This window comes from Hyphomonas oceanitis SCH89, from assembly GCF_000685295.1.
Taxonomy (GTDB): Bacteria; Pseudomonadota; Alphaproteobacteria; order Caulobacterales; family Hyphomonadaceae; genus Hyphomonas; species Hyphomonas oceanitis.
In genome coordinates, this window is record NZ_ARYL01000016.1 from 1 (window position 1) to 18,976 (window position 18,976).

Here is an 18,976-nt window from a genome sequence, read left to right on the forward strand (position 1 = left end):
GTCGATGTAGGTGTGTGGCGTCCTAGTAGACGTATTTGAAGTCGACGCCCCAAATTTGCGGGTCGGTCAGGCCGACGAAGGCCGTGCCTTGCGTTCCGACAGTGATATTATTGATGCCGGATACGTAGCGATTGTCGAACACATTTTTCACGAACGCGCCGACCTGGTAGCGGCCGCTTTCAGCTGTCCAGAAGGCCCGGACATCCGTGCGTTCCTGTGCTTCGCCTACGGAGAATGCGGCATAGGTGGCGCAAGAGCCCTGCCCATCGGATTCCGCGTTGCAACGGCGTTCGCCCGTATAGGCATGTGAGGCGGAGAATTCGATCTCTCCATTGTCTTGCAGGTCAAGCACATATTGCCCGCCGAAGGCGAAGGACCATTCCGGCTCGCCCGTTGGCGAACCGGACAGGTCAACACCGGAGCGTGTGACACGATCCTTGTAGAGGACATTGATATACTGGCCGTTGCCGAAGAAGGAGAGGGCGTCGGTCGGGGCCCACTCAACCTGCAGGTCGACACCAGAGGCTTCCTCATCGCTGGTCTCCACAACGTATTGAGAGACATTCGAGCCGTTCACGCCGCTGACCAGGCTGATCGCCTGTTTGTCATTGTACGTGTACTGGAAGACCGAGGCGTTGATCAGAAGGCCTGCCGACGGGAAGGTCGACTTGATGCCGGCTTCGTAATTGGTCACGTCTTCATTGTCGAAGCGGGATGCCTGTTCGACGCTGTTGAACCCGCCGGCCTTGTAGCCTTTGGCGTAAGAGGCGAAGAGCAGGATATTGTCGGCCAGCTTGTAGTCGACAACAAAACGCGGGCTGACATTCGACCATTCATCGTTCAGCTCGCATGTGACGCCTTCGGCCACCGTGACGCCATTGTCGCAAGGCACGCCGGCGAGGCCTGACATGTCGAACACGAGGTCAAACTGAAAGTCTTCCGGCGAGGCGCCAACAAGGCCGAGAATGCCCGCTTCTTCCAGCGCGGCCAGCGTGGCATCAAGTTCCGGCGCGACGCGCGGTCCATTCAGCCAGGAGAAGGATTTTTCGTCCTTCGTATAGCGCAGACCGCCGGTGAGGCTTAACTTGTCTGTCGCTTCCCAGATGACGTCGGCAAAGGCGGCATAGGCCTTGAAGTCACCATGGTTGATCATGTCCTCGGTCCAGCCATTGCCCATGAGGCGGGCGTCGATGCCAAACGGAATGAGGACGAAATTATCGATGTCAGAGAAGGGCGTGCCAAGGCCGAGATTACCAAGGGCGGTGTTGATCGTATTGGTGTAGGCGAATGTGTTGCTGCGCTGGTCGGCAGATTCATCATAGTAGCTTGCGCCAACCACCCAGTTCAGTGGGCCCGTTTCGCCAGCCGCACGGAACTCCTGATAGAAGCTCTCATTACTCTCGACATTGTTCGTGTCGAAATAGAGATCAATGCGGTTTGTACCGTCTTCGTCTTCGCGGTTATTGGTATCGAATGTCCGGTAGGACGTGATCGATGACAGGGTGATGGAGCCGATGTCATGCGTGACCGCAAGCGTTAACTCGTCGAGTTGCCGGCGCTCGCTATTGTCGATCACATCATTGCGGATCTTGGCCGTGAACGGATTGAGATAGGTTGACTCGTCTACCGGATAGGCAGGCTGGGCGGGGGCATCCGGGATCGGGACAATGCCGATGGCGGGGCGGGCGTCCTGGTCCAGCTCGTCATGCGTGTAGGTCAGGATCGCGCGGGTATCGGGCGTGAGGTCCCAGCGCAGGGCGCCCTTGATGGCCCAGTTGTCTTCGCGGCCAAGATCCTGACCTGTGGCGGCGTCGGTGTAGATGCCGTCACGCTTGTTCATGACACCGTTCAGGCGGATGGCCACCTTGTCATTGACGGGCAGGTTCAGCAGGCCTTCAATACGTTGCTTGTTGTATTCGCCGACGCGGACACCGACTTCGGCTTCAAACTTGTCGCTGGGCTTGCGGGTGGTGATCGAGACGGCGCCGGCGGCGCTGTTGCGACCGAAGAGCGTTCCCTGAGGGCCCTTGATGACTTCGATCCGCTCGACGTCATTGAAGGCGAGCAGCGAAGCGCCGGAACGTGCGGCATAGACGCCATCAACGTAGATGCCGACAGCCGGATCGGTGCCGACGCCGAAGTCTGACGTCTGGATGCCGCGGATCTTGTACTTCGGCTGTGTCGGGCTGCCATCGGACACTTCCAGACCCGGTACGAAGGCGTCGATATCGCCCATATTGTCGGCGGCGAGCGTTGAGAGCGCGTCAGCGGAGAGGACCTGCAGCGTGATCGGCACTTCCTGCAGGTTTTGCTCGCGCTGCTGGGCGGTGACGAGGACCGTGTCCATCGTGCGCTGGCTTTCGGCCGCCTCTTCCTGAGCGGAAGCGGGTGCCATGCCCAGGGCAACGATGCCTGCGCTGGTCAGTAGCGCCAGACGCGCCGTGTTCATACCAAATCGATTCTTGTTCATGTGTATTCCCCGGTGTTTGCGTCACAGTGACCCCCTGCGACTGCATTGTTATCTTGATAAATGTTTCTATGTATTGATGTAGAAGGCAGCGATAGGGCCTCCCTGTTGCGTATCCCTTGATGTTTGTTTCTTTTTCTTCTCCGATGAATCTCGCTTGATAAAAACAAAGCAGAAATTTTTATGCCCCAGAGAGATTCCTTCGAAATCGGTCCGCTGAAGACGCGCGAAGATCCCCCGCAGGCGCGGGCGCGGCAGCGGGCGAATACGATCCTCAGGGCGGCGGCCGAGTTCCTGCGCACGCATGCCGTCAGCGAGCTCACGACGACACTGATCGCCGAAGAGGCATCCATCCCTGTCAGCTCGGTTTATCGCTATTTCCCGACCGTGGACCTGATTGTTGACGAGCTTTACCTGCAGGTCACGGAACAGATTGACGCAAAGCTGTTCGAGGTGTTGCTGGATACGGAAACGCATACCGACTGGCGCTCGCGGCTGGGCGCGGTCATGGATGTTGTGCGCCAGTATTTCGACCTGCACCCGTATTACCGCAAGCTTCTGCAAGCCATACTGATACGTACGGGCGGCCTTGCGCTTGATATTGCCAAGCAGGACTCGATCACGCTGCACCTGGCGGAATACTGGGGCGCGGGCGGGGACAATTTCAAGGGCGGCGATCCGATGATTACGGCTCAGATCACGATGCAGGTGTTCCTGTCGGTCGAAAGCATTCTTGTCAGCCAGGCGGCAGAGGAGATGGCTGACAGCTATTTCGAGTCGTTGAAGCTCAACCTCGAAAGCTATCTGGCCAATTTCCTGAGCGACTAACCGGCGCATGAGCCATCCATATTCTGGATCCATTCGCGGATAAGTGCGACGCCTTCGTCATGCCTGAGGGACCGGCCAAGCTCCGGCATCATGGCGCCCGGGTCGGTCGATCCCATACGGTAGGCGAGAACGGAGTCCTCGGGATGACCGGGCACGATATCGTAGGGCAGGTTGCCCGTGCCGCCACCCGCTGCGATGGGCAGTTTGCATAGGCCTGAGGCCTCGCCGAGCGGGATGTCAGGCGTCAGGTAAAGGCCGGACGTATCGGCCGGACCATCACGGTTGTGACAGTGGGAGCAATTGATATCGAGATAGGCGCGGGCGCGGTCGTTGAGGGGGAGCGCTTCGTCTTTCCAGTCGGCATTCCGTGGCACATTTTCAGGCGCAGGCGCGTTTTTCAGATAGCCGATCATGGCGAGATATTCCAACTGGTTCGTCTCGCCATCGCCATGGTCGAAGCGCTTGTTGAGATGGCGTGGGCGGACACCCAGCGGCGCGATGACGCGCGTGGTGTTGTTCAGCGCGTGGCAGCCTGCACACTGGTTTGTGTTGGGCACGACGTAGGTGAAATCCGTCTCCTGGCCCTGATCGTCGACAATTGTCATGTCGCGATAGGCGCCGATCCTGGTGAGCTTGGCGTCGGTCTGCTCGTCGTTCCAGACATAGGAGATGGCCTCCCATGCCTTTTCGCGGCGGACCAGCAGGCGTGTTTCTACCAGGTCCACCGATGCGAGATCGTCTAGGATCGGTTCGACCTTTCCGGGCGTGTCATTGGCCTTGAGAATGCGCTGACGATCGCCCGTCTGATCGCCGGAAGCGCGGGGATAGTAGAACGTCTTGCTGATGATCGTTCCGACGGGGAAGTCAGGGTAGTCATTGTCGCGAAAGGCTGCGGCCTCACCTTCCGGCACATAGATGGTGCGCAGCTTGTGGGCATAGTCCGTGAAGAGCGGCGTGTTCAGGTCATAGGGCACAACGCCCGTGCTGAGGCGCAGGGCGCCTTTGGATGCGCTGAGCACGCCCCACTCGCTCAAGAGCGCCGGGTTGGTGTCCGGATAGAAATGGACGGTCGCCGTTGCCGATTTGCCTTGTGCGCCACAGGCCGTGAGCACACAAAGCAATCCGGCAACCAGGAAGCCACCCAAGCGATTCAAATGCATGAACCTAGCCCTCGCGGTTCAACTCGATGGCTGGCAGCTTCTCAAGCGTGCAGCGATGCGCGTCGGTCACAAGCGCCGGGGCGGCATATTTGTTCGGTGCATCGGCGTTGAGCACTTCCGCGTCGCCATTGTCGACACAGATGCGCAGATCATCCGGCATCTTGCCGTCCACCATCTTTGCCGGATCGACATAGCCGTCCCAGAGGACGTCCGGAAAGCTGCCATCTTCGCCGAACAGCGCCACACGCGCCGCTTCCAGGCCGGCTCTGTCAGGGGCGTTGCCGCCGCCCGAGAACGTGTTGCCATAGATGTAGATGCTTTCTGGATACGGATCGAACGTGTCGCTCTTCTCGTCGTCAGAGTAGCCGGTTTCGAAGAGGCTGGAGATGATCACATTGGAGGTCTTGTTGTCGGAAATCTCGTTGTTGAAGATTTCGACCTTGTCGTTCGAGTTGACGATGACGCCCGTACCGGCAGGAACGCTGGCGACGGGTGTGCCGGCATGGCCGAAATTGCCGAGATTGTTGGCATAGACCTTGTTGTCATAGACGCGGGTCGTTGTACCTGCCTGCTTCAGGGCAGGCATGTTGAAGACGAGGATGCCGCCTGTATTGTTGGTGGTGACGTTCTCGTAGACGTCGGCGCCAATTGTGTTCTCGATCTCGATACCGGCGACATTGTATTCAGCGCGGTTGCGGCGGACGATGACGTTCTTCGACTGGCCGACATAGATGCCGGCATCAGAGGCGCCAATGGCGACATTGTCTTCCATCAGCACATTGGTCGTCTGGACCGGGTAGATGCCGTAGGCGCCGTTTTCTGTCGCTGGTCCGTTGGTCCATTCGGTGCGAATGCGGCGGATGGTGATATTGTCGCCTTCATTCACCTTCAGGGCATCGCCGATTGTGTCTTCGATGGCGAGATCTTCAATCGTGAAGTCGCTGGCTGTGACGAGGAGGCCTTCGGCGCCGGAAATCTGGTCGGCAAAGCTCAGCACGGTCTTGTCCATACCCTGGCCACGAATTGTCACGCCATTTACCGTCAGGCTGAGGGCGCGCTTGAAGGAAAGCTTGCCTTCGGGAATTTCGATGACATCCCCCGTCTTGGCGTCGATGAGCTGCTGCATCAGCGTGTCTTCGGCGCTAAGCTGTTCGGTTGGGGCTTCAGGCTTGGGTGTATTCTGACCGCATGCGGCGAGCATTGCCGCCAGACATACGCTGATAAGGTGCTTGGATGTCATTTATGTTTCCTCCATTTGCGCCATCGGAACCTTAGAATTCCGGTGCTGTCTAGCGCTTGAAGCGAAAAAACAGAAAAAAATTCTGTTTTCCGGGATTTCTGCTCATGAGACGCAGTGCCGGTAGAAAAAGCGAGCTGAGGGGAGCGCTTTTGTCTAGATCGCCTGTAATGACAGGCCCACAAATATTACAATGAGGGAAGGCATCAATTAACTGCAGATGTTTCTTCAAGCGTAAACGAGGTGTGAACGATTTAGGGTGAATTGATGGACCCGCGCGTTCCTGAACGTGCTGTTCCTCCCTGCATTCAGAAGGCCAATATCATGACCGGCACATCTCGTTCCTCTGCTTCGACCACCTCAGACGCTATCGCCCGCCAGATCGCCAAGGAACTCGGTGTCGCTGAACGTCAGGTATCGGCCGTCATGGCACTGCTGGATGAAGGGGCGACGGTTCCCTTCATCGCGCGCTATCGCAAGGAGCGCACAGGCGGCCTCGACGATACGCAGCTGCGCGCCCTGACCGAGCGCCTGGAATACCTGACGGAACTGGCGAGCCGACGCGAGACGGTGCTGAGTGCAATCCGCGAACAGGACAAGCTGACCCCCGCGCTGGAGCGCGAGATCATGGCGGCCGAGACCAAGGTCGCGCTTGAAGACCTCTATGCCCCCTACAAAATCAAGCGGCGCACCAAGGCGACCATCGCCCGCGAGGCCGGGCTTGAGCCACTGGCCGACCGGCTGCTGGCCAATCCCGCCCTGCTGCCAACCGCCGAAGCGAAGGCGTTCGTTTCGTCCAAGAAAGGCGTTGCGGACCAGGAGAGCGCATTGGAAGGCGCCCGCGAGATTATCGTCGAGAAGATGGCCGAAGCACCAAAACTGGTCGGCAAGATCCGTGAGACCGTGTGGGGCAGTGGCAAGCTCGGCTCGGCGCTGGTGAAGGGCAAGGAAGAGGCGGGGGCGAAGTTTGCCGACTATTTCGATTTCGATGAGCCGATCAATGCGATGCCATCGCACCGGGCGCTGGCGCTGCTGCGCGGCCAGAAGGAAGGCGTGCTGCGGGTCAAGCTGGCTGTGCCGCATGACGAGACGCGCGACCATCCGGCCATACGTGAAATCTGTCAGGAATTCGGGATCGCGACCAAGGGCCGCCCGGGAGACTCGTGGCTGAAAGAGACGGCTCAGGCCGCGTGGAAGGGCAAGCTTGAGCCATCGAGTTCACGCGAGTCCATCACGCGCCTGAAGGAACTGGCCGACAAGGACGCGATCCGCATCTTCTCCCGCAACATGCATGACCTGCTGATGGCCGCGCCTGCCGGGCCGAAAGTGGTGATGGGTATCGACCCGGGCATCCGCACGGGCTGCAAGGTTGCTGTCGTGGATGCGACTGGCAAGCTGCTGGATACGGCGACGATCTACCCGCATGAGCCGAAGCGTGATTGGGCCGGATCGCTCGCGACGCTGGCGGCGATTTGCAAGAAGCACAAGGTCGAGCTGGTCAGCGTGGGCAATGGCACAGCGGGGCGGGAGACAGACAAGCTTGTGGCGGAACTCTCTGACAAGCTGCCGGACCTGAACCTGACGCGCCTGATGGTTTCGGAAGCCGGGGCATCGGTGTATTCGGCGTCTGAACTTGCGGCGAAGGAATTCCCCAACCTTGATGTCAGCATCCGGGGCGCGGTTTCCATCGCGCGGCGCCTGCAGGACCCGCTGGCGGAACTCGTGAAGATCGAACCGAAGGCCATTGGCGTCGGCCAGTACCAGCATGATGTGGACCAGGCTGCGCTGTCGCGGTCGCTGGATGCCGTTGTCGAGACCTGCGTCAATGCGGTTGGCGTTGACGTGAATACGGCGTCGGCCTCACTGCTGGCGCGCGTTGCTGGCCTCAATGCCACGATTGCTGCCAACATTGTCGCGTATCGCGATGCGAACGGGCCGTTCAAGACGCGGAGCGAGCTGAAGAAAGTACCGCGCCTTGGCCCGAAGGCGTTTGAACAGGCAGCTGGTTTCCTTCGAATCTCCAAAGGCAAGAACCCGCTGGACGGCTCATCCGTTCATCCGGAGGCCTATCCCGTCGTTGAGCGGATTGCCAAGAAGACGGGTCGCAAGCTTGAGGCGCTGATTGGCGACAAGGCCTTCCTCTCGAAGCTGAAGCCGGAAGAGTTTGCCGATGCGATCTTTGGTGTGCCGACGGTGAAGGACATTCTTGTCGAGCTTGAAAAGCCGGGCCGTGACCCGCGCCCTGAATTCCGGACGGCGACGTTCAAGGATGGCGTGGAGAAAGTGACTGACCTGAAGCCCGGCATGCGGCTGGAAGGCGTGGTCACCAATGTCACGGCGTTTGGCGCCTTTGTGGACATCGGTGTTCACCAGGACGGGCTCGTGCACGTATCGGAACTGTCGGATACGTTTGTGAAAGACCCGCACACGGTGGTCAGTACGGGGCAGGTGGTGAATGTGGTCGTGCTGGACGTGGATGTTCAGCGCAAGCGCATCGGGCTCAGCCTCAAGCAGGCTGCGGGCAGGGCGCCGCGCAATACATCCGCGCCCAAGACGGCTGCGCCCAAGGACACGCCATCGTCCAGCCCGTTCGATGTGCTTTCTTCCCTGCGCTGAAACAGACCGAGTGCGCTGCGACAGGCGCAGTGCACTCGGGCGCCTGGGCCAGTCTTAAACTCCGTCCATATGGCCGATTCGTAACTGGCGCTGCAGCGGCAGGGCTTCTAGATTCCAATCACGATGGGTGAGGCCTGTTTGTCCATATCCGTGATTGGAGACTGCCGTGTTCTATCCGCAAATTCCCTCCCGCCAGCCTGGAACCATTCCGCGCGGGCTGCCCAATTCACCCATCGCTGCCGAGCAGGTCGAGATCGTTCGATTGCTCACCGATCCCGAGACATTCGGTGGCCATGCGCCAGCCTATTTCGACACGGCTGTCTCGCACCTCTTCGTCAATGGAAGCCATCTGTACATCCTTCGCAAGCCGATCGACGATGACGGGTTCCGTTGCGCCACCGTCAATGATCGCTGGGATTGGTGTGAAACGCAGTGCATGCGCGGCGTCAGCGGGTTTGGCGTTGTGGCAGCGCGGCCCCTGCCGATCGTGCGGCGCGAAGGCCGGCTATGCCTTGGTGGTCCGGGAAGTATTCGCGATTGGGTTTTGAAAATCACCTGTGAATCCGTCACAGTAGATCCGGGATTCATTACGCTTCGTCGAGCTGCCTGAAGAGATAGACGGTATAAATTTTACGAATACTGGCTGGATTCCGGTAATGACGTGCCTTGTCTGCCCCGATATAGATGCGTCAGGCATGGCGTATGGCTTGTGCCCAGCGGAAGGATACGGGCATGCCGTCGGAGCGCCTCAATTGGGATAATCTCCGGGTCTTCATGGTCGTCGCGGAGCTGAACAGCATGAAGGCCGCCTCTGTGCGCCTTGGCGAGTCCCCTCCGACCATCGGGCGCAAGATTGACGACCTCGAAAACGAGCTGAACGTGCAGTTGCTCAATCGCTCGACGCGCGGCGTGGAGCTGACCGAGGCGGGCAAGTTTGTCTTGAACCAAGCCAAGGCCATGGCTGGCGCCGCCAAGGAGCTGACACGCCAATCCAATGACAAGGGGCAGCCGGCTGAGGGAACAATCACGCTGGCGACAGGTGACGGGCTGGGCCCCTACTGGATCGCGCCGCGCCTGCCGGAATTCCACCGTGCGAATCCGCGCATTCAGATCAAGATGAATGTGGTCGAGAAGGCGCCTGACGTCGGGGCTGGCGATGCGGATATCGCGATACAATTCACCGAGCCGAAGCAACACGATGTCATCGCCCGGCGCATGGGCACGCTTCACTATATCAGCTTCGCCTCACGCGGATACCTGGATGAGCATGGCGAGCCCAATAGCCTGTTCGAATATTTCCGGCACCGCTCAATTCTTCATCAGGCCTATGTGCACCAGATTGAGCGCTGGGCGCCGAAAATGTCAGAGCTGCGGAAACTGGTGAGCTTCGCGTTCGTCACCAATTCCGCAAGCGCCATGATTGAAGTGTGCAAGAATGGCGGCGGCGTTGCCTTGCTGCCATCCTATATCGGTACGGTCGAGCCGTCCCTGGTGCCTCTGGAACTGCCAGAGGTCGCGCCGATCCAGTTCTGGCTGACCTATACCGAAAGAGTCTGGCGCATGCCGAGTGGCCGTATCGTCATCGACTGGCTGAAAGACATGTTCGAAGCGGAAGATGCGTTCTGGTTCACCGAACACTTCGTCCACCCGAATCGCGTCGATTCGCTCAAGCCATACCTGAAGGGCGATGCCTCAGCCGGTGGCTAGGGCTTTCAGCACGCGAGACATGGTTTCGAGTTTCTCGGGTGATTTGGTCCGCTCGATCCAGTCATGGCATTCGGCTCGTACACGCATTGCCGGATCCTTGATCGTCGGATCGGCGTCGCCTTCGTCTTCGAACAGGTCCGCAATGGGGACACGCAAAGCCTCTGCAACAGTCGACAGCATACCGGCGCTCAGGCGGTTCGTGCCTGTCTCGTATTTCTGCAACTGTTGATGGCTGATGCCGAGTTCCGTGCCAAGCTCGGCCAAAGTGCGGTTCTGCGCGATGCGCAGTGCGCGAATTTTTTCACCTACTAGCTGATCTACGCGCGTCGGTGCGCGCGAACTGGAGTGTCTTTGCTCGTGTTGCACGTTAGATTTTCCTTTTATGGCACCCCCTGCATTTCGCGCTAAGGATGTTAAAGCAAGATCAGGGCTTACCAAAAATATGAAACACTAAAGCGCCTATTTGAGGTTCTTTTGTGACCAACCACCACCCGTAAGTGAATTAAGCTCACAAAAATATACCTTTGGTTTCAATGGTAGTCATCGCTTATAACTGGAGCTAGTAGTCTTTTTTCCACCTTATGGAGAGCTTGTTTTCTCCGGTCGAAGTAGTTTCAGATGTAACGGAGACGTGATCGGCAGGCTCCCATTCGACCTCGACGGAGCTGCCGCTGGCACCTGCGGCATTGAGCTGGAGATAGACGTCGTCGCTGAGATACTGGCCCACGCCGAGTTCGGCATTGCCCGCATCGTTTGAGCCAATCGAGAGACGGTCCAACCCGAGCGCCGACTGCAGTTGTCCGGCTGGATCAAATCCGCCGCCGCGCCCGCTGAGCTTGGCGATGGATGAGGCCAGCTGGGCTGCTTCGACGGGCGAGAGGTCGATGGATGAACGACCGAACAGGAGGCGCGACAGTATTTCGTCCTGCGGCAGGTCCGGCGTGCTCGACAGTTCAAAGACCGGATTTGACGGTTTGCCCGACACCTGGACCCTCGCGACGAACCCATTGACGGACCGTTCCGCGTCCACGGCAATACGGGCCGAGTCGACAGGTCCGTCGAATGTGATCTTGCCGCTGTCGAACACAAAGGGGCGGCCCGCGAGGTCGAGGCTGCCGCGGACCATTGTGGCCTCGCCTCTGAGGTTGACGTTGGATGCTGTGCCGGTGGCCGTCAGATTGAGCGCCCATTCACTATCCAGACCGCGCCCCGTGACGAACACACGCCGGGCGGCGTCGATATCGAGGTTGAGCCTCAATGACTGCCTTATCTTGCTGGCATCGGAGGCCGACGGATCGTCGTCTGTCCAGCGCACGTCTATCGCCTTGGGGCCAGAGGACGGCAGGTTGTCCAGCGATACACGCGCCTCATCGACGACGAGTTTGCCTTCTGCCAGGCGTCCGTCATCATCCTCTGTCACCGTCACTTTGCCGCTGAGGCGGGCGATGTCGCCGTCACGGTCATAGACGAGAAGGCGCGTGAGATCGGCTTCGACCCGTGTGCGGTCTTTGCCCAGCGAGCCGTTGACTGACACGGTGCCATTGTCCGCGCCGCGTCCGGTGCCTTGCACGGTGAAGGTCTGGTCGTCATAGGCGGCATCAAGGGCGATGCCTGTCAGGCGCATGCCGGTCGCACCGAATTCGTAGATGCCATTGCTGATGGTCGCTTTGGCCTGATAGGTAGGCGCGGCAAGCGAGCCCTTCAGTGTTGCCAGCGCATCTATGCGACCACCGATATCATGCCCATAGGCGAGGGCGGCTGACTGGAGCGCGCCGAGATCACCTTTGAGAGTGGCCTGTCCGCTGAGCTTTTGCTCGCGGTCGAGGCTGACCAGTGAAGTGGCCGAAGGCTTCACCGGCAATACCGCGTCAGCGACAAGCACGAGATCCTTGCCGTAATTGCTGCGGGCATTCAGCTTGAACACTTTCGCATTCAGCTGGCCCGTCATGTCCAGCGACAGGGACGTATCGAGGCCGGGAACAGGGCTTGTTGCGGAAAACGCGAACGACCCGGAAGGCGACAGCCCGATCGGCTTGAACTCTCCATGACCATTCAGGCGCGCATCGACCTCGCCGAGATTTGCGAGGGCAAACAGGGCGCCAAAGTCGACCGCGTTGACGTCCACCGCGAGGGTCGCGGTTTCTCCGCTGCCGGAGAGGCTCGCTTTTATGTCGCCGCCCAACAGGTCCAGTTGACCGTTGAGGTCGGGTTGATCTCCCAGCCGCCAGCGAGCGGGCTGAGGTGTGTTCAGCTTTTCACCAAGCGCGGTTCCCGACAGGCTGAAAGTGCCTTCCGGGGCATCGCCGGAGAGATTGGCCTTGCCGGAAAAGGTGAAGTCGAACGGAAACGATTCCTGCGTGCTGACGAGGCTGGCGCGGAAATCATACCCGTCCTTGTTGTTCTTTATGTCAGCAGAGAAGGTGTCGAGCTTGACGCCGTTCTTCAGCCGCGCGCCACTGCCCTGGGCCTGCACGACCAGCGACATCGGGGCGTCGCCTTCCTTTATGATGCTGGCATTGGCGCGCAGGCTTTTGACGCGGATGTCTTCCGTCGTCAGGCCATCGCCATCGGCGTTGATGGCAACGATCAGGTCGCCTGCCTTGTTGATCTCGGTCCGGCCAGCGAGGGCTAGAGGGCCATAATTGCCGCTGATATTGTCGATGACCATGTCGCCATCGGCGCGTGTAAAGTCCGCCGTCACGTCGAGCGCTTCACCGGCGAAGCTTCCGGTCAGCCTGACAGGCCCGCTGATGCGATCACCGGCCAGCGTGACTGTCGCGGTTGTCGCCACGTCTTCCATATCGCGGGAGGCCACGTGGAACGTGCCCGAACTGGATTTCAAATCCACGACAAGCGCATCGGAGGGGCCGGCGAGACTGATTTTGCCTGTACCAAGATCAAATGTGTTGCCGCTGATCTCAAGGGGGGCGGTCTGGTCGAAATCGAAGGCCAATGCGCTGTTGCCGCCAATCCGGTAGACGCCGTCACCTTTTAGCTGCAGGCCCGCGCTGTCGAGCGTTGCCTTGGCGATGCGTATGGCCTTGCCATCAATCTTCAGTGACGCATTGACCTTCGGCGCCGGACCGATGAGCGGCTGTACGCTGTCTGGAAGGCCTGAGAAACTCTGGCCTGTAAGGCTGGTCTCGATGGACGGGCTGGAGAGTTGGCCGTGCACGCGGAATGTGCCGGCGGCGCGCCCGCCAAATGAGCCGGGCAGGCTGCGCAGTGCCTGGTCCAGCGTGCCCCGAATGTCGAGCGTGCGGGCTTTTGTGGCGAGAGTGCCGGACGCGGAAACCTTGCCCTCGGGCAGGGTGAGTGCGGAAGGCGCCAGCGTCAGCACGCCGGTGTCACGGGCATAGGCGCCGCTGGCCACGAGATGGGGCTGCTTGCCGAGCAGGCCTGTCACAGTGTCATTGCCCGCGAGGATGCCTTCGCCGATGAGGTCAGCCTGGAAAGGGATTCTGTCCGGTTCCACCGAGACGGTCACAGGGCCGCTCAGCTGGCGGAAGGGGAGGTCGGTGCCATCGAGCGCGACGAGATTTGCCTGCCCGGTATAGGAGGGCACATTGCCCTCCATTTTCAGTGTGCCATCGAGTGAGAGGTTGGCATCAAGGCCCGCGAGATCCGGCAGGCCCGTGAACTTGAGTGTCACTGCGGCCGGGCCGTTGAGCTTCCTGGTCTCGGTGTCTGCTTCGCCCTTGGCTGTGAGCAGGCCGGAGGCCATGGAGGCCGAGAGGTCAAACGACGCAATGTTCTTCTTGATATCCGCGCCGAGCACAAACCGGGCATCGGAGCCGAGCAGTGTCTGCACGGTCTCCGGCAACGGAAGCGACAGGGCGTTGACGTCCGCATTGGCCGTCAGGCGACCGTCAAGAACCTTTGCAGTCATCGAGGCGGCGTCTTCGCCTGCGATCTGGAATTGCAGAAAGCCATCGCCTTCCTCAAGCGTGCCGTCCACAGAGGCGGTGAGGGATGCGTCCTGGCCATCTTTCAGGTGGAGCAGGGTGGCAAAGGTTCCGCCCGCAGGTGCGGCCCCTTCGGCGTTCAGGTTGAACTGGCCGGCTGCGTCGCGGCGCGCGTCAATCTTGAACCGGTCGCCGAGGCCCTCAATGGGCGTGATATCCAGTTTGGCGGTGAGGATGCTGTCCTTGCCGCGCGTGAAGGCGCCAGCGACGCTGAAGGAGGCTGCCGGTCCGGCGACGCCCTCGGCGAGCGCCAGCTTGCCGATATAGAGATCGTCCAACTCGATGCTCCAGCCACCGCCGCCTGAGCTTTCGCGCGAGCCGGTCTGGGGCCGGCGACTGATACTGATTTCGCCTGCACTGGCGAGATTGAGTTCGACCTTGCGCGAGAACAGGGCGCGGGGAGTCCACTTCAGGCGAACATCGTTCGCCTCAAGCCAGATTCCATCACTGTCAGCGATTGTGAGATGGTTGAGGTGCATGCGATTGAGCGGATCGCCCGTCAGCCCCTCCGCAGAGATTGTTCCGAGACTGCCGATCTCGCGCCCATCAATCTGCGACAGGACGAAGGCACGCCCGCCATCGCTGTTGATCCAGAGCCGTGCGCCGAGGATGACGACCAGGAGCAGTGTCACGATGCCGCCCGCGCCTGACATCAGGGGGCGTCGGCGTATGAAGGCCCAGGTGGCGCGCAGATACTTCATCAGAAGGACTGCCCGATGGAGATATAGAACTGAACCGGGCTCTCGCCGTCACGGCGGTCGACAGGCGTGGCGATATCCACGCGGACCGGGCCGAAGCCGGGATAGTAGCGAAAGCCAAGGCCGACGGCCGTGCGCAAATCGCTGAACACTTCGTCTGTGCTATTCGCCGCCGAACCGGTGTCGACAAAGAGGACATAGCCGATCTTCTCGCTGCGGCGGTAACGCAGCTCGGCCGACATATCGAACAGTGCGCGGCCGCCGAGGATGGCGCCGGAGGAATCGGTTGGCGACAGGCTCTGATAATCAAAGCCGCGCACCGTGCCGCCGCCGCCCGCGAAGAAGAGGCGGTCAGCCGGAACGCCATTCGAGCCAAAGAAGGCGCCGAACTCGCTGCGCAAGGCGGCCACGAAGGGACCATCCGCGATTTTCTTGTAGGTCGATCCGGAAATGAGGAGGCGGGTATAACCCGCATTCGCATCGCCCACCGACATGCCCGGCTCAATGCCAAGGAAGGCCTTGTTGCCCGATTGCGGGTCGAGCGGTTGCTTGACGGTCGAATAGGTCGCCGCCAGCGGGAAGGAGAGGGTCACAAGTTCGCGCGGCTCCAGCAACGCGCGCAGGCGCAGCTCCTTGGTGCGGGTCGCATCAAGCGTGACGCCTGCCGAGAGCGTGAAGTTCTTGTTGAAAGGCTGCGACAAGGCCGCGCCGACCTTTACGCCTTGCAGGTCATAGGCGTCGGTCTCTTCGGCGCGGACGCCTGTCTCCGCGGTGAACGTGCGGCCATAGCGGCCGATATTCGGGCGGGTATAGGTGGCCGTCAGGTCCCGGGCGAGTGTCGCCACTGCGCCCTGCAGGCGGAAAGTGTCGCCTGCGCCGGTCACGTCGCGCCGTTCCCAGAAGGCGTCCGCGCCGACACCGTCTGTCGTGGAGGCTGTAACGCCCGCGCCCACAGAGCGGCGCTTGGCTTCAGTGAGGGTCAATTCGACAGGGTAGAGCCCGTTCGAGTCCGGCGTCTCCGATATCGCGACGCCGATGCCGTCGAACAGGCCGCTGCTGCGCAGGCGTGCGCGCAACTGGTCGATCTTGTCGGCGACGTAGACGTCGCCGGGTGTCCAGGTGCGGTAGAGGCGGATCGTGTCCATGTCGGACGCGCTGCCTTCGGTCAGTGTCATGTCGCCGAGACGGACATAGGGACCGGGTTTCAGGGCGTAGGTGATCTCGACCGACTTCTCCTTGCGGGACGCGAGCACATCAATGCCACCGCTTTCGGCAAAGGCGTGGCCATTATCCTGCAGCGTCCGCACCAGTCGGCTGTCCAGACCCTCGATATCGATTGTCCGCGCCGGCGAGCCCACAGGAACCGTTTTGAGCGCCGCATCCAGTTTGGCCTGAAGCGGCTCGCTGACCGGGGACGCCATGGAGAGTTTGACGGAGGCGACTTCAAAACGTTCGTCGGCCTGCACGTCGAGGCGCGGCTTCTTCTCAAGCGTGTCGATCAGCTCGGGCGAGACCTGGGCGGCGAGATAGCCTTCCGCCGCCAGGAACTCTTCCAGCGTGCCGGCCGCATCGCCTGCCTGTCGGCGCGACTCCAGGATGCTCTTTGGCGGGGCCTCGTCGGTTTCAAGAACGGTGCGTGTCTTGTCTTCCAGTCCGGGCGGCAGGCCGTCCAGTTCGACAGGCATCTGCTTGTTCGCGCCGCCTATGCCGTTACTGCCTCCGGGAAATCCGGCGCACGCCGTCACTGCGCTTAACATGCACAGGCCCGTTGCGGGGTGCATCAAGGCACTCCCGGCAACAGAGCTGAAACGGGCTAGCCGCTGAGACATCAAAGAATTTACCATTCGAATTGCAATGCGAGGATTGCGCCAGTTTTCCTAAATGAAGCCTGAACAGGCCTGTATAGTGGCAACATACTGCGCAGGTCTGCCGTTTACGCCCCGAACACTGCAAGAAAATGAAAAATATTCTCGTAAATACATCGCCATTCAGGCGAGTTTTTATAGTCTTGGGGCGCTCCATACGGGTAATTGCAAGTATGAGCGGCAACACCATATAATGCAGTTATCAACGCAGTACGGAGACTGAATGACATACCTTATGGTGCTTGGCGGCCTTGTGCTCCTGTTTGTGGGTGGTGAAGCGCTGGTCCGGGGGTCTGTCAGCATTGCCCGGAAGCTGAATATTTCCGAGCTTGTCATTGGTCTCACGCTGGTCGGTTTCGGCACTTCGGTTCCCGAACTGGTCACCAGCCTGCGGGCCATTGGTCAGGGCGCAGTCGGCATCGCGGTGGGGAACGTCGTTGGGTCGAATATCGCCAATATCCTGCTTGTGCTGGGCCTCGCCGCTGTCATCCGACCAATCCTGACCAATCCCAAGGCCTTGAGCCGGGACGGGGCTGTCATGGTGGGCGTAACCGCCCTTTTGTGTGCGTTGATCTGGTTTGATCTTTTCACCCGGGTGGCGGGTTTTGGCTTGATTGGCCTGTTGCTGGCGTATCTGGCGTATTCACTGTTGGCGGATCAGAAACGCGAGACGGATGCGGCCGCGATGCACGCCGCTGAAGGCGAAAGCGTTCAGGCGCAATATGGCCTGTTTGTCGGGCTCATTATCGCGGTTGTCGGCCTGGTAGCTGTCATCATCGGCGCGCGTCTGCTGGTGGACGGCGGTGTTTCAATCGCGCGTGATTTCGGCATTAGCGAAACCATCATCGGTCTTACGATTGTTGCGGTCGGCACCAGCCTTCCGGAACTCGCCACAACGGCTGTGGCGGCCTATCGTGGCAAGTCTGACGTGGCGCTTGGCAATATCATTGGCTCGAACATTTTCAATGTGCTTGGTATTCTCGGCGTGACGGCCCTTGTCCAGCCATTCAGCGTGCGCGGAAACACGGCTGTGGGATCCATCGCCGACGGCGCGACGACCAGTCTCATTTCGCCGCTGGATATCGGCATGCTTGTGCTCTCGACTGTCCTGCTTATGCTTTTTGCGATCACCCGCAAGCGCATCTCGCGCTGGGAAGGTGCAGTCCTCCTGCTTGCCTATGCGACCTATTTCGGGCTCTTGTTCGGCCTTGTCCCCGTTCCAGGAATTCTGACCAATGCCTGATAATCCGATCTATAGCGGCCTCGATCAGCTCGGCCAGCAAACGGCCGCCCCGCAAAGCCCGGAAGAGGCGCAGCTTGAGCGCGTGCCCAACCCGCATACTGGCACGCTCTATCTGACGCGCTTTGTTGCCCCTGAATTCACGTCGCTTTGCCCCGTAACGGGCCAGCCGGACTTTGCGCATCTGGTAATCGACTATGCGCCCGGCGACTGGCTGGTCGAGTCCAAGAGCCTCAAGCTCTACCTCACCAGTTTCCGCAATCATGGTGCGTTTCACGAGGATTGCACCGTCTCGATCGGCAAGCGCATCTTCGATTTTACCCACGCCACATGGCTGCGCATCTCGGGCTACTGGTATCCGCGCGGCGGCATTCCGATCGACGTGTTCTGGCAGTCCGGCGAAGTGCCTAAAGGCCTCTATGTGCCGGATACGGGCGTTGCGTCCTATCGCGGTCGCGGCTGATCAGGCGGGCGCTGTCCAGCGTGTGACCTTCTCACTCATGTCCGCCCTTGGGCGTTCCAGAGAGGCCATCGTGGCGGTGCCGAGATAGATGTAGCCGGCAACCCGTTCGCCTTCCGTGAGGCCCAAAACAGCATCGACCTGTTTGTCAAAGGCGAGCCACTCGGTCAGCCAGACACCGGCCCAGCCTGACGCGTTGGCAGCCAGCAAGAGGTTGTGGCACACCGCGCCTGCGGACAATTCCTGTTCCCAGACGGGTGTCTTGTGGGTGTGGTCCGGCGACGAGATCACGGCCACCATGACCGGCGCGCGCAGGGGCAAACCCGCCGCATGAAGCACATCCTGCGATTCTGCGTCCGGCAGGTTGCTGCCGTGGATTTTGGCGATGGCCTTGCCGAATTCAACACGGGCATCGCCTTCAAACACGATGAAGCGCCAGGGGGTGAGTTTGCGATGATCCGGTACGCGGGCGGCAATCGTCAGCAATTCGTCCAGGTCTGATGGAGAGGGGCCGGGTTCGGTCAGGAATTGCTTACCAACCGAGCGGCGCAAAGCCAGCATGGCGCGCGCGTCGGCGCTGGGACGGGTTGCCAGCATCGGTGTGCCAACGGGCGGAGCGGGGGGAAATCGATTTGCCATCCTCGCTACATAGAGGCCACAGCGGGGGCGTGAAAGGGCGCGGTTCCATGTTTCTTCTTGCCGGGGCAGGAGGGTGGCGCTAGATGGGGTGAAC

General features: G+C 60.3%; 13 protein-coding genes. 6 read left to right on the forward strand and 7 right to left on the reverse strand.

The window, feature by feature from the left end:
* Positions 1-22 precede the first annotated feature (22 nt).
* Positions 23-2,470, reverse strand: a complete 2,448-nt coding sequence (locus tag HOC_RS11345) for a TonB-dependent receptor (protein ID WP_206741564.1) — start codon at positions 2,468-2,470, stop codon at positions 23-25.
* A 180-nt stretch (positions 2,471-2,650) separates the two neighbouring features.
* Here HOC_RS11345 and HOC_RS11350 point away from each other — a divergent pair, with 180 nt between their 5' ends.
* Positions 2,651-3,295, forward strand: coding sequence for a TetR/AcrR family transcriptional regulator (locus HOC_RS11350; protein WP_035538635.1), 645 nt, complete (start codon positions 2,651-2,653; stop codon positions 3,293-3,295).
* Here HOC_RS11350 and HOC_RS11355 read toward each other — a convergent pair.
* Together HOC_RS11355 and HOC_RS11360 are read right to left on the reverse strand one after the other, a co-directional pair.
* The gene (locus tag HOC_RS11355; RefSeq protein ID WP_035538637.1) at positions 3,292-4,455 is read right to left on the reverse strand and encodes an SO2930 family diheme c-type cytochrome; all 1,164 of its coding nucleotides are present in this window, start codon (positions 4,453-4,455) and stop codon (positions 3,292-3,294) included. The two genes, HOC_RS11350 and HOC_RS11355, sit on opposite strands and share 4 nt — an antisense overlap.
* A 4-nt stretch (positions 4,456-4,459) precedes the next feature.
* Entirely contained in the window at positions 4,460-5,695 is a 1,236-nt protein-coding gene (locus tag HOC_RS11360; protein ID WP_035538639.1) for a parallel beta-helix domain-containing protein, read from the reverse strand.
* Between the two features lie 321 nt (positions 5,696-6,016).
* Between HOC_RS11360 and HOC_RS11365 the strand changes: the two genes are divergently transcribed.
* The 3 genes from HOC_RS11365 (at position 6,017) to HOC_RS11375 (ending at position 10,015) form a co-directional block, all read left to right on the forward strand.
* On the forward strand, positions 6,017-8,308 hold the full coding sequence (locus HOC_RS11365) for a Tex family protein (RefSeq protein WP_051624813.1): 2,292 nt from the start codon (positions 6,017-6,019) through the stop codon (positions 8,306-8,308).
* 166 nt (positions 8,309-8,474) lie between these two features.
* Positions 8,475-8,918, forward strand: a complete 444-nt coding sequence (locus HOC_RS11370) for a hypothetical protein (RefSeq protein WP_035538641.1) — start codon at positions 8,475-8,477, stop codon at positions 8,916-8,918.
* A 122-nt stretch (positions 8,919-9,040) separates the two neighbouring features.
* A complete protein-coding gene (locus HOC_RS11375; protein WP_035538643.1) occupies positions 9,041-10,015 on the forward strand; it encodes a LysR family transcriptional regulator in 975 nt (324 codons plus the stop codon).
* On the opposite strand, the gene HOC_RS21810 is transcribed toward HOC_RS11375, so the two are convergent.
* The 3 genes from HOC_RS21810 to HOC_RS11390 form a co-directional block, all read right to left on the reverse strand.
* The gene (locus tag HOC_RS21810; protein WP_162174831.1) at positions 10,001-10,381 is read right to left on the reverse strand and encodes a helix-turn-helix domain-containing protein; all 381 of its coding nucleotides are present in this window, start codon (positions 10,379-10,381) and stop codon (positions 10,001-10,003) included. The two genes, HOC_RS11375 and HOC_RS21810, sit on opposite strands and share 15 nt — an antisense overlap.
* A gap of 193 nt (positions 10,382-10,574) precedes the next feature.
* The gene (locus HOC_RS11385) at positions 10,575-14,681 is read right to left on the reverse strand and encodes a translocation/assembly module TamB domain-containing protein (protein ID WP_035538645.1); all 4,107 of its coding nucleotides are present in this window, start codon (positions 14,679-14,681) and stop codon (positions 10,575-10,577) included.
* Positions 14,681-16,459, reverse strand: a complete 1,779-nt coding sequence (locus tag HOC_RS11390) for an autotransporter assembly complex protein TamA (protein ID WP_162174832.1) — start codon at positions 16,457-16,459, stop codon at positions 14,681-14,683. Before HOC_RS11390 ends, HOC_RS11385 begins: the two co-directional genes overlap by 1 nt.
* Positions 16,460-16,766: 307 nt before the next feature.
* Between HOC_RS11390 and HOC_RS11395 the strand changes: the two genes are divergently transcribed.
* Positions 16,767-17,786, forward strand: a complete 1,020-nt coding sequence (locus HOC_RS11395; protein WP_035538649.1) for a calcium/sodium antiporter — start codon at positions 16,767-16,769, stop codon at positions 17,784-17,786.
* Complete coding sequence (gene queF, locus HOC_RS11400; RefSeq protein ID WP_035538651.1) at positions 17,779-18,246, forward strand: preQ(1) synthase; 468 nt, start codon at positions 17,779-17,781, stop codon at positions 18,244-18,246. Before HOC_RS11395 ends, queF begins: the two co-directional genes overlap by 8 nt.
* Here queF and HOC_RS11405 read toward each other — a convergent pair whose 3' ends face one another.
* Positions 18,247-18,882, reverse strand: a complete 636-nt coding sequence (locus HOC_RS11405; RefSeq protein ID WP_084146278.1) for a nitroreductase family protein — start codon at positions 18,880-18,882, stop codon at positions 18,247-18,249.
* Positions 18,883-18,976 lie beyond the last annotated feature (94 nt).

Bases quoted from the DNA above. Each gene is read 5' to 3' on its own strand.
- HOC_RS11345 (WP_206741564.1), bottom strand. From the start codon at position 2,470: ATGAACAAGAATCGATTTGGTATGAACACGGCGCGTCTGGCGCTACTG.
- HOC_RS11350 (WP_035538635.1), top strand. From the start codon at position 2,651: ATGCCCCAGAGAGATTCCTTCGAAATCGGTCCGCTGAAGACGCGCGAA.
- HOC_RS11355 (WP_035538637.1), bottom strand. From the start codon at position 4,455: ATGCATTTGAATCGCTTGGGTGGCTTCCTGGTTGCCGGATTGCTTTGT.
- HOC_RS11360 (WP_035538639.1), bottom strand. From the start codon at position 5,695: ATGACATCCAAGCACCTTATCAGCGTATGTCTGGCGGCAATGCTCGCC.
- HOC_RS11365 (WP_051624813.1), top strand. From the start codon at position 6,017: ATGACCGGCACATCTCGTTCCTCTGCTTCGACCACCTCAGACGCTATC.
- HOC_RS11375 (WP_035538643.1), top strand. From the start codon at position 9,041: ATGCCGTCGGAGCGCCTCAATTGGGATAATCTCCGGGTCTTCATGGTC.
- HOC_RS11385 (WP_035538645.1), bottom strand. From the start codon at position 14,681: ATGAAGTATCTGCGCGCCACCTGGGCCTTCATACGCCGACGCCCCCTG.
- HOC_RS11390 (WP_162174832.1), bottom strand. From the start codon at position 16,459: ATGCACCCCGCAACGGGCCTGTGCATGTTAAGCGCAGTGACGGCGTGC.
- HOC_RS11395 (WP_035538649.1), top strand. From the start codon at position 16,767: ATGACATACCTTATGGTGCTTGGCGGCCTTGTGCTCCTGTTTGTGGGT.
- queF (WP_035538651.1), top strand. From the start codon at position 17,779: ATGCCTGATAATCCGATCTATAGCGGCCTCGATCAGCTCGGCCAGCAA.
- HOC_RS11405 (WP_084146278.1), bottom strand. From the start codon at position 18,882: ATGGCAAATCGATTTCCCCCCGCTCCGCCCGTTGGCACACCGATGCTG.